The organism is Streptomyces sp. NPDC005784, from assembly GCF_042871525.1.
In the GTDB taxonomy this organism is placed as follows: Bacteria; Actinomycetota; Actinomycetes; order Streptomycetales; family Streptomycetaceae; genus Streptomyces.
On the sequence record NZ_JBIAIQ010000063.1, the window covers coordinates 19,154 to 31,282 of the forward strand.

A 12,129-nucleotide genomic window follows, 5' to 3' on the forward strand; every position below is an offset into this window, starting at 1 on the left:
GGGAGGGGGGGGGGGGGGGGGGGGGGGGGGGGGGGGGGGGGGGGGGGGGGGGGGGCCCCGGGCCCCGCCCCCCCGCCCCGGGCCCCCGGACCGGGTTGCCGGCCGTCGCGGAATATCGTGGCTCGTACGCTCCCCGTCGCCGTCAGTGGCAGGGGAAACCGAGCAGGTGGCGGGCGTCGTGGACCCATTCGTGGACGTTCTCGCCGGACACGAGGGAGGTGGCGCCCTGTTCGGCGCCGACGAAGTAGAGCAGGACCAGCATCAGAATGCCGAAGAAGACCGCCCAGGGGACGATCGCGCCGATCGGCAGCTTGGCGGGAACGGCGGTGGGGGTGACGGTCGGCTGAACGACGGACTGCGCCATGGGGCAGAACCTCCTGGGGAACTCGCGTCCCATCTCGGTGGTGCACAGGACGACAGCCACGGGTCTGACTTGGCCCGCCTCCACCGCCCCTGGCCGGAGCGACAAGTGCTGGGCTTACAGTGGCGCGACCGTGCCGGAATTCCACCGGGCTTCCGCCGAACCGTCGTCAATATCCACGTGACCGTACCGCGAAGCCGGTTCGGGGCCAAGGGCGCACGCCCCGACCCATGTGCGCCCCAAGCGCCGGGAAGCGCGACAACTGTCCTACCGGGCCGGGGAGTTCACCACCGGGCACGGTGCACAAAACATGAGCCCGGTGCATGAGCCCGGTCCACGACGCATGAGAGTGATGGCATGACCAGCCGAGTGATCTTGATCTCCGCGGCGATCAGCGAGGCGCTGCGCGAGGCCCGCTTCGACGACGGGAGCCCGGTGGACGCCGCAGGCGTGCGGGCCGCCAGGACGGCGGCCGGCGCGGGTGCCGTGCCGGCCGGAAGCCGGCTGTGGGTCTCCCCCACCGTGCGATGCCGGCAGACGGCGGCGGCGCTCGGGCTCGACGGCGGTGTCGAGGCGCCGGAGTTGGCCGGTCTGGACGTGGGCCGCTGGCGCGGGGCGACGCTGGCCGAGGTGAGCGCGAAGGAGCCGGAGGCCGTGGCGCGGTGGCTCGCCGATCCCGCGTCGGCGCCGCACGACGGGGAGTCGGTGCGGGCGTTCTGCGACCGGGTGACGGAACGCCTCGACGCGGCGGGCGAGTTCGACGGCCGCACCGTCGCGGTGGTGGAGCCCGAGGTCGTACGGGCCCTGGTGGTACGGGTGCTGGGGGCGCCGGAGTCGGCGTTCTGGCGCGTGGACGTGCCGCCGCTCACCGTCACCGAGTTGAGCGGGCGCGCGGGGCGCTGGAACATCCGCGCCGGACGCCCGCTGACCGAACCGAGTTGACCCGGGCGGCCCTTGCCCTCACCACCTCCGTGACCGGCGGCACCGCCCTCGTCCTCACCACAGCGTGGCGATGAAGTCCGCGCACGCCTGGGCGCATTCACGGCAGGTCTTCGCCGCGGACTCGGCGCCGGGGCACTCGTCGAAGGCGTCGGCGCACTCCAGGCAGACGTCACGGCACCACTCCAGCTGCGCGCGGATACCCCTCTCGTTCTGCCCCAGCTCGCGCGACAGCAGATTGCAGGTCGCCTCGCACACCTCCGCGCACAGGACGCCCGCTCGCCGTGCGGATTCCTGCTTCTTCGGCCCGTCGGGATCCAGGAGGCTCGCACGCAGCGCACAGGTGCGGGCACACTCGGTGCAGGCCTGGGCGCAGGCGAAGCGGTCCTCCAGGAACTGGAAGAGCTCCTGCTCTGAAGTCGTCGTCACAACAGGCGGGTAGCCGGAAGGAGTCGGTTCAAACCGTGCGGGGCAGGGACCTCAAGCGCCGGCCGCTTCCCGGGAGATCTGCTCGAACTGCGCGCCCATCGCCTCGGAGAGCGCCTGCGCGGCCGTCAACGGACGCACCATCACCGTGAATTCGTCGATGAGTCCGTCCTCGTCGAAGTGCAGGAAGTCGCAGCCGTTGATCTCCTTGTCGCCCACCTTGGCCGTGAAGACCAGCGCGTGGTCACGGCCGTCGGCTCCGGCGATCTCGCGGACGTAGCGGAAGTCGCTGAAGACACGCCAGACACCGCGCAGGATGGCCGCGGTGATCGCCTTGCCCGGGTACGGCTTGAAGGCGACGGGGCTGGTGAACACGACGTCGTCGGCCAGCAGCTCCTCGACCGCGCCCAGGTCTCCGGCCTCCACGGCCTTGCGGAAGGAGTTCATTGCGCCCGCCTCTCTTACTCAATTAATTGATTAGGTGCGGATAAGATTAGTCGTGCGGGGGCATGCCGTCTAGCCTTGCAGGATGGCATTGCGCAACGCGGTACTGGCCGCGCTCCTGGAGGGCGAGGCGTCGGGCTATGACCTGGCCAAGGGGTTCGACGCCTCGGTGGCCAACTTCTGGATGGCGACCCCGCAGCAGCTCTACCGGGAACTCGACCGGATGGAGTCCGAGGGGCTCATCGAGGCCCGGCTCGTGCGGCAGGAACGCCGGCCCAACAAACGGGTGTTCTCCCTGACCGCGACGGGACTCGACGTCCTGGCCGCCTTCACCGCCGGGCCCGCGAGGCCCACGGCGATCCGGGACGAGCTGATGGTCAAGGTGTACGCCCTCGACGAGGGGGACGCCGACGCCGTCCGGACGGCGATCGCCGAGCGGCTGGAGTGGGCGCGCGCCAAACTGGCGCACTACGACCGGATCGGCGCACGCCTGCTCGACGGGCGCACCGAGGAGGAATACCTCGCCGGGGCCGAGCGGGTCGGCCCGTATCTCACTCTCCTGGGGGGACGCGCCTTCGAGCAGGCGAACATCGACTGGGCGGAGGTTGCGCTGCGGGTCCTGGAACAGCGCGCGTCCGTCGCCCGCTAGACGGTTGCGGCCTCCGGGCGCCGCCCCGGTCGACGGGTGTGCCCGCGGTCCCCTCGGACAACCCATGACTGCGACCGGGTTCCCTGTTGGTCAGCCGTGCCCGGCCCGCATACGGTCGAGTACATCGCCACTCTGCCGATCCCCATGCGGAACGTCAGGGGCGTACGACCCGGAACCCCTTCCAGGCCGTCAGGACCCGCACCCCCGGAGAATCGCACCATGTCGAAGATCCTTTTCGTGTTGACCGGCGCCGACCACTGGACGCTCGCCGACGGCACCCCCCATCCCACCGGCTTCTGGGCCGAGGAGGCCGCCGCCCCGTACGAGGCCTTCAAGGCGGCCGGGCACGACGTCGTCGTCGCCACGCCGGGCGGGGTGGTGCCGACCGTGGACCAGGGGAGCCTCGCGCCCGAGTACAACGGTGGCCAGGAAGGTGCCGACAAGGTCGAGCGCACCCTCGCGTCCATGGCCGAGCTGCGGCAGCCGCTCAAGCTGTCGGAGGTGAACCTCGACGACTACGCCGCCGTCTTCTACCCGGGCGGACACGGCCCGATGGAGGACCTCTCGACCGACACCGAGTCCGGTCGGCTGCTCACCCGCACGCTGGAGTCGGGCAAGCCGCTCGGTGTGGTGTGTCACGGTCCGGCGGCACTGCTGGCCGCCACCCGGGAGGACGGCACCAACTCCTTCGCGGGCTACCGGGTCTCGGCGTTCACGAACATCGAGGAGACCCAGGCCGGTTTCGCCGACAAGGCCAAGTGGCTGCTCCAGGACCGGCTCGTCGCGGCGGGCGTCGATTTCCAGGAGGGCGAGCCGTGGATTCCCAAGGTGGTCGTCGACCGCAACCTCGTCACGGGCCAGAACCCGGCCTCCGCCGCCCCGCTCGCCGCGGAACTGCTGAAGAAACTGGCCTGAACCATGGCGCGCCCCCGCCCGCGCGCCATGGTCCGTCCCGGTGCGGACCGGCAGGCACGTTGAGCCCCTGCCTGAAGCGAGGTGCACGCTCGTGAACGGTCCGGGCCGGAGGCGACGGGCACGCTCGTCAACGGTCCGGGACGGGGAGGCGCCGGCCGCTGATCGCCCCGTTCGCCGAGGGATACGCCAGGGCGCGGTCACCAGCCCACGGCGCGAGGGCCGAGGTCGTGGACATCTGTCTCGCGCCGGTCACCGGCCCGGAGTCGGCCGGGGGGCGGCTGCTCGCCCGGGCGGCGGCCGCGCTGTCGCCGGACGGCTGGGCACGCGGACGGGATTGGGCTTCACTGTGAGCCGGGAGGCCGTCGGACCGGTCCGAGGAAGGGCAGTCATGGTGCGTGCGCTCGGTGTCGCCGTCGTGGGGTTCGGGTGGATGGGGCGGGTGCACACCCAGGCGTACGCCCGCGTGCTCCACCACTTCCCGCAACTCGCCCTGCGTCCCGAACTGGTCTCCGTCGCCGACGAGGTACCGGGCCGGGCCGAGGAGGCCGCCGCGCGGTACGGCTTCGCCACCGCCGTACGCGACTGGCGGGAGATCGCCGCCGATCCGCGCGTCGAGGCGGTGAGCATCACCGCGCCGAACTTCCTGCACCGCGAGATCGGCGTGGCCATGGCCGAAGTCGGCAAGCACATCTGGATCGAGAAGCCGGTGGGTCTGACCGCCGACGACGCCCGGGCCGTGTCGGACGCGGTGGCCAAGGCCGGTGTCCGGGGCACAGTCGGCTTCAACTACCGCAATGCCCCCGCCGTCGTGGCCGCCCGCGAGCTGATCGCCTCCGGCGACATCGGTGACGTCACCCACGTGCGCATCCGCCTCTTCAGCGACTACGCGGCCCATCCGGAGGGCGCGCTGACCTGGCGCTACGAGCGGGAGCGGGGCGGCAGCGGGGTCCTCGGCGACCTGGCCTCGCACGGCGTCGACCTGGCCCGTTTCCTGCTGGGCGAGATCGAGGCACTGGCGGCAGACACCGCGGTCTTCGTGCCGCTGCGGGCCCGGCCGACCGGCGCGACCGCGGGTCACACGCGCGCGACGAGCGGCGAGGCGGCCCCCGTGAAGAACGAGGACTACGTCAACTGCCTGCTGCGCTTCGCCTCCGGTGCGCGCGGTGTCCTGGAGGCGTGCCGGGTCTCGGTGGGTGAGCAGAACAACTACGGGTTCGAGATCCACGGCACCAAGGGCGCGGTGTTCTGGGACTTCCGTCGGCTGGGCGAGCTCGGAGTCAGCCGCGGCACGACGTACCAGGACCAGCCGGTCAGCACCGTGTACGTCGGTCCGGGGGCCGGGGACTACGCCGCCTTCCAGCCGGGCGCGGCGAACAGCATGGGCTACGACGATCTCAAGGTCGTCGAGGCGCACACCTTTCTGCGGTCCGTCGCCGACAACAGGCCGTACGGTGCGACGCCGGTCGACGCGGTCCGCAGTGCGACCGCGCTGGACGCGATGGTTCGCTCCGCGTCGTCGGGCACCTGGGTGACGGTCGCCGCAGAGTGATCCGCGGGGCCCTCCAGGGGGCGCTGCTGCGGCGGGTTCAGGCCGCGCCCGGGTGCGGGGCCATGCTGGGGTGCGTCCGGGTGAGGGCCGGGCTCCCGTGCGGGACGCGTCCGGGTACGGGCGGGGCGCGTCCGGGTACGGGTCAAAGGAGGGCGACCGCCGTGTCCACCGCGGTCTCCACCGTGCCGTGGGCGGGATACAGCAGTGTGCGGCCGACGACCATGCCCTGCACGGTGGGCAGGCGGAGGGCCTTGCGCCATCTCTCGTAGGTGACCTCCTGGTCCGCGCCCACCTCTCCGCCGAGCAGCACGGCGGGCAGGGTGGAGGTCTCGAGGACCTCGGCCATGTCGTCGGGGTCGCTGGTGACGGGCAGTTTGAGCCAGGTGTACGCGGAGGTTCCGCCGAGGCCCGAGGCGATGGCGATGGAGCGGGTGACGGCCTCGGCGCTCAGGTCGTTGCGGACCGTGCCCTTCTCCCGGCGGGATATGAACGGCTCGACGAACAGGGGCAGTCGGCGTGCGGCCATGGCGTCGACGGTGCGGGCGCCGGTCTCCAGGGACGTGAGGGATCCGGGGTCGTCGTAGTCGATGCGCAGCAGGAGTTTTCCGGCGTCGAAGCGGAACCGCTCGATGTCCTCGGCGCGGTGGCCGGTGAAGCGGTCGTCCATCTCGAAGGAGGCGCCGGCGAGTCCGCCTCGGTTCATGGAGCCCATCACGACCTTGTTCTCCAGGACGCCGAGCAGCAGCAGGTCCTCCAGAATGTCGGCCGTAGCGAGCACCCCGTCGACACCGGGCCGGGACAGCGCCAGGCAGAGGCGTTCGAGGAGGTCGGCACGGTTGGCCATGGCGAGCCGGTGGCCGCCGACGCCGAGCACGCCGCGTGCCGGGTGGTCGGCGGCCACGATCATCAGACGGCCGCTGTCGCCGATCAGCAGGCGGCGGACCCGGCGGGCGGCCGCTTCGGCGATGGCCTCCGGGTACCGGGCGCGCACCGTGACCAGATCGGGGATGCTGATGCTCAAGTCGGGCTCCGTTCAGAGGTGTTGTCGGTCGGCCCGGTCAAGTGCGCGAGGGTATGGCGGACTCGGCATGCGTGATGCTCCTGATGCGGGGGATGCATGGGATGCGGCGAGGGGGCGAGGAGGCGCCCTGTGCTTCTCAGGTGTAGGACGCTTCACTCTCCCCTGTCAACAGTTTGTACGGACATTCGAACCTGCTCCTGAAATGATGTCTTAACAAAGTATTGACAGGTGGGTGCGACAGGGACTTGTATCCGGTCCCAACGAAACCGCCGCTCCACCGGATCGACCCCGGACTCCCGTCCGGGGACCCGCCGTCCGGACCCGCCGCCGCGGGCCCCGCACGGGCCCCGCGCCCCGTACCGTCCCGTTCCCTCTCCCCCGGTCGCACAGTGAGGTGCTGGAAAGATGGATCGCACGTTCCACCCCCGTTCCCGGAGAATCGCCCCCCTCGTGGCCCTGGCCGCGGCGTCCGCACTGCTCGCCGCGGGCTGCTCGAGCAGCTCGGGCGGCAAGAAGTCCGAGGAGAGCGGGGACGGTGCCGCCGCGGGCAAGGCGAACACACCTCGTATGACGGTCGCCCTGGTCACCCATCAGTCGCCGGGCGACACGTTCTGGGACATCGTCCGCAAGGGCGCCGAGGCCGCCGCCGCCAAGGACAACATCAAGCTCGTCTACTCCCACGACCCGAGCGCGGGCATCCAGGCCAACCTGGTCCAGAACGCGATCGACCAGAAGGTCGACGGCATCGCGATCACCCTGGCCAAGCCGGACGCCATGAAGGACGTGGTGGGCAAGGCGACCTCTGCCGGCATACCCGTCGTGGGCCTCAACTCCGGTCTCAGCGACTGGAAGAAGCTGGGCCTGACGGAGTTCTTCGGCCAGGACGAGACCGTCGCGGGCGAGGCACTCGGCAAGAAACTGAACGCGGAAGGCGCCAAGAAAACCGTCTGTGTGGTCCAGGAGCAGGGCAACATCGGCCTCACCCAGCGCTGCGACGGTGTGAAGAAGACCTTCACCGGCACCACGGAGATCCTGTATGTCAACGGCACCGACATGCCGTCCGTGAAGTCCACGATCACGGCCAAGCTCAAGCAGGACCCCGCGATCGACTACGTCGTCACGCTCGGCGCCCCGTACGCCCTGACCTCCGTGCAGTCGGTGGGTGACGCCGGCAGCAAGGCGAAGATCGCCACCTTCGACCTCAACAAGGACCTCACCGGCGCCATCAGCAAGGGCACCATCCAGTTCGCCGTCGACCAACAGCCCTACCTCCAGGGCTACTTGGCGATCGACTCGCTTTGGCTCTACAAGAACAACGGCAACTACAGCGGCGGTGGCGAGCAGCCGGTGCTGACCGGCCCGGCGTTCGTCGACAAGAGCAACGTCGCCGCCGTCGCCGAGTTCGCCGCGAAGGGCACTCGGTGATGAGTACGGCCGGGCAGGCCGGGCCGACGGTGACCGCGCCGCCGGCTCCCGGCCCCCGGACGACCGACGGGCGGACGGCCCGGCGCCCCCTGGCCCTGCGGCTGCTCGCCCGGCCCGAGGTCGGGGTGTTCCTCGGCGCAGTCGCCGTGTTCGTCTTCTTCCTGATCGCGGCACCCTCGGTGCGCTCCGGCAGCTCGATGGCGACGGTGCTCTACCAGTCGTCGACGATCGGCCTCATGGCCCTGCCCGTGGCGCTGCTGATGATCGGCGGCGAGTTCGACCTGTCCGCCGGTGTCGCGGTGATCACCTCGGCGCTGACGGCGAGCATGCTCAGCTATCAACTGACCATGAACGTCTGGGCGGGTGTCGTCGTCGCGCTGGTCGTCTCGCTCGGGATCGGGGCGTTCAACGGCTGGATGATGGTCCGCACCGGGCTGCCGAGCTTCCTGGTGACGCTCGGGACCTTCCTGATCCTGCAGGGCGTGAACCTCGCCGTCACCAAGCTGGTCACCGGCAACGTCGCCACGGACGACATCAGCGACATGGACGGTTTCGGCCAGGCGAAGAAGATCTTCGCCTCGTCGTTCGACGTCGGCGGCGTCCAGGTGAAGATCACGATCGTCTGGTGGCTGGTCTTCGCGGCGCTGGCCACCTGGGTGCTGCTGCGCACCAAGTACGGCAACTGGGTCTTCGCGGTCGGCGGCGACCAGGACAGCGCCCGCGCGGTGGGCGTGCCGGTGACCTTCACCAAGATCACGCTGTTCATGACGGTCGGCTTCGGCGCCTGGTTCGTCGGCATGCACGAACTGTTCTCGTTCAACACCGTTCAGTCGGGCGAGGGCGTCGGCCAGGAACTGATCTACATCGCCGCGGCGGTGATCGGCGGCTGTCTGCTCACCGGCGGCTACGGCTCCGCGATCGGCCCGGTCTTCGGCGCCTTCATGTTCGGCATGGTGAACCAGGGCATCGTCTACGCCGGCTGGAACCCCGACTGGTTCAAGGCCTTCCTCGGCGTGATGCTGCTCGGCGCCACACTCGTCAATCTGTGGGTCCGCCGCACGGCGAGCCGGAGGTGAACCGACCCATGACACGCAATGGATCCGGAACCGCGGGCGCCGCCCTCCCGGACACCCCGCCCGGGGACAGCAGCGCCGCGATCGTCGAACTGCGCGGCGCAGGCAAGTCGTACGGCAATGTCCGCGCCCTGCACGACGTCTCCCTGTCCGTCCACCCCGGCCGGGTGACCTGCGTCCTCGGCGACAACGGCGCCGGCAAATCCACCCTCATCAAGATCATCTCCGGGCTGCACCAGCACAGCGAGGGCGAGTTCCTCGTGGACGGCACGGCGGTGCGCTTCAGCACCCCGCGCGAGGCCCTGGCCAAGGGCATCGCGACCGTCTACCAGGACCTCGCGACGGTGCCGCTGATGCCGGTGTGGCGGAATTTCTTCCTCGGCTCCGAACTGACCAAAGGGCCCTGGCCCGTACGTCGTCTCGACATCGCGCGGATGAAGCGGACCGCCGACGAGGAACTGCGCGACATGGGCATCGTCCTCGACGACCTGGACCAGCCGATCGGCACGCTCTCCGGCGGCCAGCGGCAGTCCGTGGCCATCGCCCGCGCCGTCCACTTCGGCGCCCGCGTCCTCATCCTCGACGAACCGACCGCCGCGCTCGGCGTCAAACAGTCCGGCGTCGTCCTCAAGTACATCGCCGCCGCACGCGACCGCGGCCTCGGCGTCATCTTCATCACCCACAACCCGCACCACGCCTACATGGTCGGCGACCACTTCAGCGTGCTGCGGCTCGGCACGCTCGAACTCAGCGCCGACCGCGGCGAGATCGGTCTGGAGGAACTCACCAACCACATGGCGGGCGGCGCCGAACTCGCGGCGCTCAAGCACGAGTTGGCGCAGGTGCGCGGGGTCGACGTACAGGAGCTCCCCGAGGCGGAGGACCTCCGGGCACCCGCACCGGCGCCCGCCTCCTCCGAAGGGGCTTCCTGACGTTTCCTCCGCTCCCGCGGCACCCGACCATCGAAGGGACCACCGAACCTCATGACCCAGCACGCAACACTCGGGGTCGCCGTCGTCGGTACCGGCCGGATGGGGGCCGACCACGCCCGCCGGATCACCGACGTCATCAGCGGGGCGCGAGTGAGCGCGATGGTGGACATCGACGCCGGTCGGGCCAAAGGACTCGCCGACGGCATCGACGGCTGCACCGCGTACACGGACCCGGGGGCGGCCCTGGCGGCGGACGATGTCGACGCCGTGCTCATCGCCTCCCCCGGCCCCGCTCACGAGGCGGCACTGCTCACCGCCTTCGAGCACGACCTGCCTGTCCTGTGCGAGAAGCCGCTCACCCCGGACGCGGCCTCCACGCTGCGCGTGCTGGAGGCCGAACTCCGGCTCGGACACCGACGGGTCCAGGTGGGTTTCATGCGGCGCTACGACGCCGAGTACCTGAAACTCAAGTCTCTTTTGGACAGCGGGGAGTTGGGCCGTCCGCTGATGCTGCACAACCGGCACCGCAACGCCGATGTGCTGCTGTACTTCACCGAGCGGATGCTCATCAACGACTCCGTCGTGCACGAGATGGACGCCGCCCGCTGGCTGCTCGGGCAGGAGATCAGCGCGGTGACGGTGCTGAAGCCGCGGCCCTCCGGCAACGCGCCCGCAGGGCTCTCGGACCCGCAGTTCGTCGTCATGGAGACGGACGGGGGCGTACTTGTGGACGTGGAGATCTACGCCAACTGCCGCTTCGGGTACCAGGTGCAGGCCGAGGCCGTCTGCGAGAACGGCACGGCACGGATCGGCGAGGCCCACGGAATGCTGGTCAACTCGGCCGGGCGATGGGGAGGTTCGATCGCCCGCGACTTCGTGGAGCGGTTCGTGGAGGCGTACGACCGCGAGGTGCAGTGCTGGGTCACACTGCGCGGCGAGGTCACCGGGCCGAGCTGCTGGGACGGGTACGCGGCGGCAGCCGTCTGCGAGGCGGGCGTCCGCGCCCAGGCCGAGGGCCTCCGCGCCGAGGTCGACCTGATCGAGCGCCCCGCCCTCTACCGCTGAGCCGGGCCGTCCCAGGCCGTCCCGTCCGGGTGAGCACGCCGGCCCCGGGCTTGTTCCGCAGCGGGATCACCGGTCCGTTGTACGAAGGCGAGCGCGCCGCCGCGTAGCCGCGCCGCGACACTCCGCTGCCGCGGAGGCGGCCCCGCGGCCATCGTCGCCACCGCGCTGTGGCTCGTCGGCAACGCCGGAAGCTGTGGACCGGTCATCCGGTCGTCGTCGACGGCGACCGGACCGCCCGCCGGCCCAAGCGGCACCTCCCGCCGACACCTGCCGACGCCTCCGTGCGGCCCCCGGCAGCGGGCCTCCCGTCCGAGATCACGCTCATGGAGGGGGGACGGTTACGCTCGAGGAGGAACGGTTACGCTGAGATCATGCCGTCCACACGTCGTACCGCGCGCCAGACCGACCTGCTCGAAAGGCTGGTCGCGTTGCTGGTGGCGGAGGGCTTCGCGGCGTTCACCCTCGACGAGCTGACCGAGCGGCTGCACTGCTCGAAGACGACGCTGTACCAACTGGCGGGCAGCAAGCAGGAGCTGGTGCGGGAAGCGGTGAAGCACTACTTCCGGGAGGCCGCCCAGGCCGTCGAGAAGCGGGTGGCCGACACCTCCGCCCCCTCCGAGCGCGTGGTGGTCTACCTGAACGCGGTCGCGCAGCAGCTGCGGCCGCTGTCCCGGCAGTTCCTCGACGACATGGCCCAGTTCGAGCCGGCCCGCGAGGTGTACGAGGCCAACACACGCCTGGCCGCGGGCAGGATCAGGCAGTTGATCGCGGACGGCGTGGCCGCCGGAGCGTTCCGTGACGTCCATGCCGCGTTCGTGGGCGAGGTCGTGGCCGCCACCATGCAGGAGATCCAGCGCGGCGAGGTCGCCGCACGCACCGGGCTGAACGACGCCGAGGCCTACGCCGAGCTGGCGTCACTCATCGTCCACGCCGTCTCACCCTGACCCCGGCAGGGCCCGCGCGTCCACGCCCAGTCCCGTAGCACCGCCGCCGGGCGCGCCCCGCGGGCTCCTTGAGTTCGGCGAAAGCGACCGGCGGCCGCACCGGACGGTGTCGGCCGCACCCGCGGGAGCGAGCCGCAGTCCCTGGCCGGGCGGGCCCTCGACGCGCACCAAGTCGGCACCGAGGTCGCCCGGCACCATGGCCGCATGCGGAGCCGGCCCGAGCCCCCTCCCCCAAGCCCCCTCCCCCGAGTTCCAGGACGAGTGAGCCGGTCGGCGGACCGACGGATCCCTCCGGGGGGGTGCCCCTATCTGTTTCGTCAACCCTGGCGTGGGTGGTCCGTAAGGGTTCGTGCTGGTTTTCGGGAGCGTCCCGCGAAGCGGGACGC

Annotated in this window: 13 protein-coding genes; 9 read left to right on the plus strand and 4 right to left on the minus strand. The window is 70.9% G+C overall.

Annotated features, from left to right (window positions below; genetic code table 11):
- Positions 1–142: 142 nt before the first annotated feature.
- Positions 143–364, minus strand: coding sequence for a CbtB-domain containing protein (locus tag ACFYR3_RS43030; protein ID WP_355853992.1), 222 nt, complete (start codon positions 362–364; stop codon positions 143–145).
- 354 nt (positions 365–718) lie between these two features.
- On the opposite strand from ACFYR3_RS43030, the gene ACFYR3_RS43035 reads away from it, so the two are divergent.
- The gene (locus ACFYR3_RS43035; RefSeq protein WP_355853995.1) at positions 719–1,303 is read left to right on the plus strand and encodes a histidine phosphatase family protein; all 585 of its coding nucleotides are present in this window, start codon (positions 719–721) and stop codon (positions 1,301–1,303) included.
- A gap of 54 nt (positions 1,304–1,357) precedes the next feature.
- On the opposite strand, the gene ACFYR3_RS43040 is transcribed toward ACFYR3_RS43035, so the two are convergent.
- Together ACFYR3_RS43040 and ACFYR3_RS43045 are read right to left on the minus strand one after the other, a co-directional pair.
- A complete protein-coding gene (locus tag ACFYR3_RS43040) occupies positions 1,358–1,729 on the minus strand; it encodes a ferredoxin (RefSeq protein ID WP_356785115.1) in 372 nt (123 codons plus the stop codon).
- A 51-nt stretch (positions 1,730–1,780) separates the two neighbouring features.
- Positions 1,781–2,173 carry a nuclear transport factor 2 family protein gene (locus ACFYR3_RS43045; RefSeq protein WP_328557202.1) on the minus strand — a complete coding sequence of 131 codons (393 nt, stop codon included), beginning with the start codon at positions 2,171–2,173 and terminating at the stop codon, positions 1,781–1,783.
- Between the two features lie 82 nt (positions 2,174–2,255).
- On the opposite strand from ACFYR3_RS43045, the gene ACFYR3_RS43050 reads away from it, so the two are divergent.
- The 3 genes from ACFYR3_RS43050 (at position 2,256) to ACFYR3_RS43060 (ending at position 5,283) form a co-directional block, all read left to right on the plus strand.
- The gene (locus ACFYR3_RS43050) at positions 2,256–2,819 is read left to right on the plus strand and encodes a PadR family transcriptional regulator (protein ID WP_356785114.1); all 564 of its coding nucleotides are present in this window, start codon (positions 2,256–2,258) and stop codon (positions 2,817–2,819) included.
- A gap of 219 nt (positions 2,820–3,038) precedes the next feature.
- Entirely contained in the window at positions 3,039–3,734 is a 696-nt protein-coding gene (locus ACFYR3_RS43055) for a type 1 glutamine amidotransferase domain-containing protein (RefSeq protein ID WP_355854007.1), read from the plus strand.
- A 388-nt stretch (positions 3,735–4,122) separates the two neighbouring features.
- On the plus strand, positions 4,123–5,283 hold the full coding sequence (locus tag ACFYR3_RS43060) for a Gfo/Idh/MocA family protein (protein ID WP_389287758.1): 1,161 nt from the start codon (positions 4,123–4,125) through the stop codon (positions 5,281–5,283).
- Between the two features lie 142 nt (positions 5,284–5,425).
- Here the strand turns inward: ACFYR3_RS43060 and ACFYR3_RS43065 are convergent, their stop codons facing one another.
- Positions 5,426–6,304, minus strand: coding sequence for a deoxyribose-phosphate aldolase (locus ACFYR3_RS43065; RefSeq protein ID WP_355854013.1), 879 nt, complete (start codon positions 6,302–6,304; stop codon positions 5,426–5,428).
- 405 nt (positions 6,305–6,709) lie between these two features.
- On the opposite strand from ACFYR3_RS43065, the gene ACFYR3_RS43070 reads away from it, so the two are divergent.
- The 5 genes from ACFYR3_RS43070 to ACFYR3_RS43090 all read left to right on the plus strand — a co-directional run bounded on the left by ACFYR3_RS43070 (position 6,710) and on the right by ACFYR3_RS43090 (position 11,743).
- Positions 6,710–7,729, plus strand: coding sequence for a sugar ABC transporter substrate-binding protein (locus ACFYR3_RS43070; RefSeq protein ID WP_389287760.1), 1,020 nt, complete (start codon positions 6,710–6,712; stop codon positions 7,727–7,729).
- On the plus strand, positions 7,729–8,805 hold the full coding sequence (locus ACFYR3_RS43075; RefSeq protein ID WP_356785109.1) for an ABC transporter permease: 1,077 nt from the start codon (positions 7,729–7,731) through the stop codon (positions 8,803–8,805). The genes ACFYR3_RS43070 and ACFYR3_RS43075 overlap by 1 nt, the downstream gene beginning before the upstream one ends.
- A gap of 8 nt (positions 8,806–8,813) precedes the next feature.
- Positions 8,814–9,734, plus strand: coding sequence for an ATP-binding cassette domain-containing protein (locus tag ACFYR3_RS43080; protein ID WP_355854021.1), 921 nt, complete (start codon positions 8,814–8,816; stop codon positions 9,732–9,734).
- Between the two features lie 51 nt (positions 9,735–9,785).
- A complete protein-coding gene (locus ACFYR3_RS43085) occupies positions 9,786–10,799 on the plus strand; it encodes a Gfo/Idh/MocA family protein (RefSeq protein ID WP_389287762.1) in 1,014 nt (337 codons plus the stop codon).
- Positions 10,800–11,170: 371 nt separating this feature from the next.
- Positions 11,171–11,743 carry a TetR/AcrR family transcriptional regulator gene (locus tag ACFYR3_RS43090; RefSeq protein WP_355854024.1) on the plus strand — a complete coding sequence of 191 codons (573 nt, stop codon included), beginning with the start codon at positions 11,171–11,173 and terminating at the stop codon, positions 11,741–11,743.
- Positions 11,744–12,129 lie beyond the last annotated feature (386 nt).

Excerpts from the sequence above, each read along its gene's own strand:
- ACFYR3_RS43050 (WP_356785114.1), top strand. The coding sequence starts at position 2,256 with ATGGCATTGCGCAACGCGGTACTGGCCGCGCTCCTGGAGGGCGAGGCG.
- ACFYR3_RS43080 (WP_355854021.1), top strand. The coding sequence starts at position 8,814 with ATGACACGCAATGGATCCGGAACCGCGGGCGCCGCCCTCCCGGACACC.
- ACFYR3_RS43060 (WP_389287758.1), top strand. The coding sequence starts at position 4,123 with ATGGTGCGTGCGCTCGGTGTCGCCGTCGTGGGGTTCGGGTGGATGGGG.
- ACFYR3_RS43055 (WP_355854007.1), top strand. The coding sequence starts at position 3,039 with ATGTCGAAGATCCTTTTCGTGTTGACCGGCGCCGACCACTGGACGCTC.
- ACFYR3_RS43030 (WP_355853992.1), bottom strand. The coding sequence starts at position 364 with ATGGCGCAGTCCGTCGTTCAGCCGACCGTCACCCCCACCGCCGTTCCC.
- ACFYR3_RS43075 (WP_356785109.1), top strand. The coding sequence starts at position 7,729 with ATGAGTACGGCCGGGCAGGCCGGGCCGACGGTGACCGCGCCGCCGGCT.
- ACFYR3_RS43085 (WP_389287762.1), top strand. The coding sequence starts at position 9,786 with ATGACCCAGCACGCAACACTCGGGGTCGCCGTCGTCGGTACCGGCCGG.
- ACFYR3_RS43070 (WP_389287760.1), top strand. The coding sequence starts at position 6,710 with ATGGATCGCACGTTCCACCCCCGTTCCCGGAGAATCGCCCCCCTCGTG.
- ACFYR3_RS43035 (WP_355853995.1), top strand. The coding sequence starts at position 719 with ATGACCAGCCGAGTGATCTTGATCTCCGCGGCGATCAGCGAGGCGCTG.
- ACFYR3_RS43045 (WP_328557202.1), bottom strand. The coding sequence starts at position 2,173 with ATGAACTCCTTCCGCAAGGCCGTGGAGGCCGGAGACCTGGGCGCGGTC.
- ACFYR3_RS43090 (WP_355854024.1), top strand. The coding sequence starts at position 11,171 with ATGCCGTCCACACGTCGTACCGCGCGCCAGACCGACCTGCTCGAAAGG.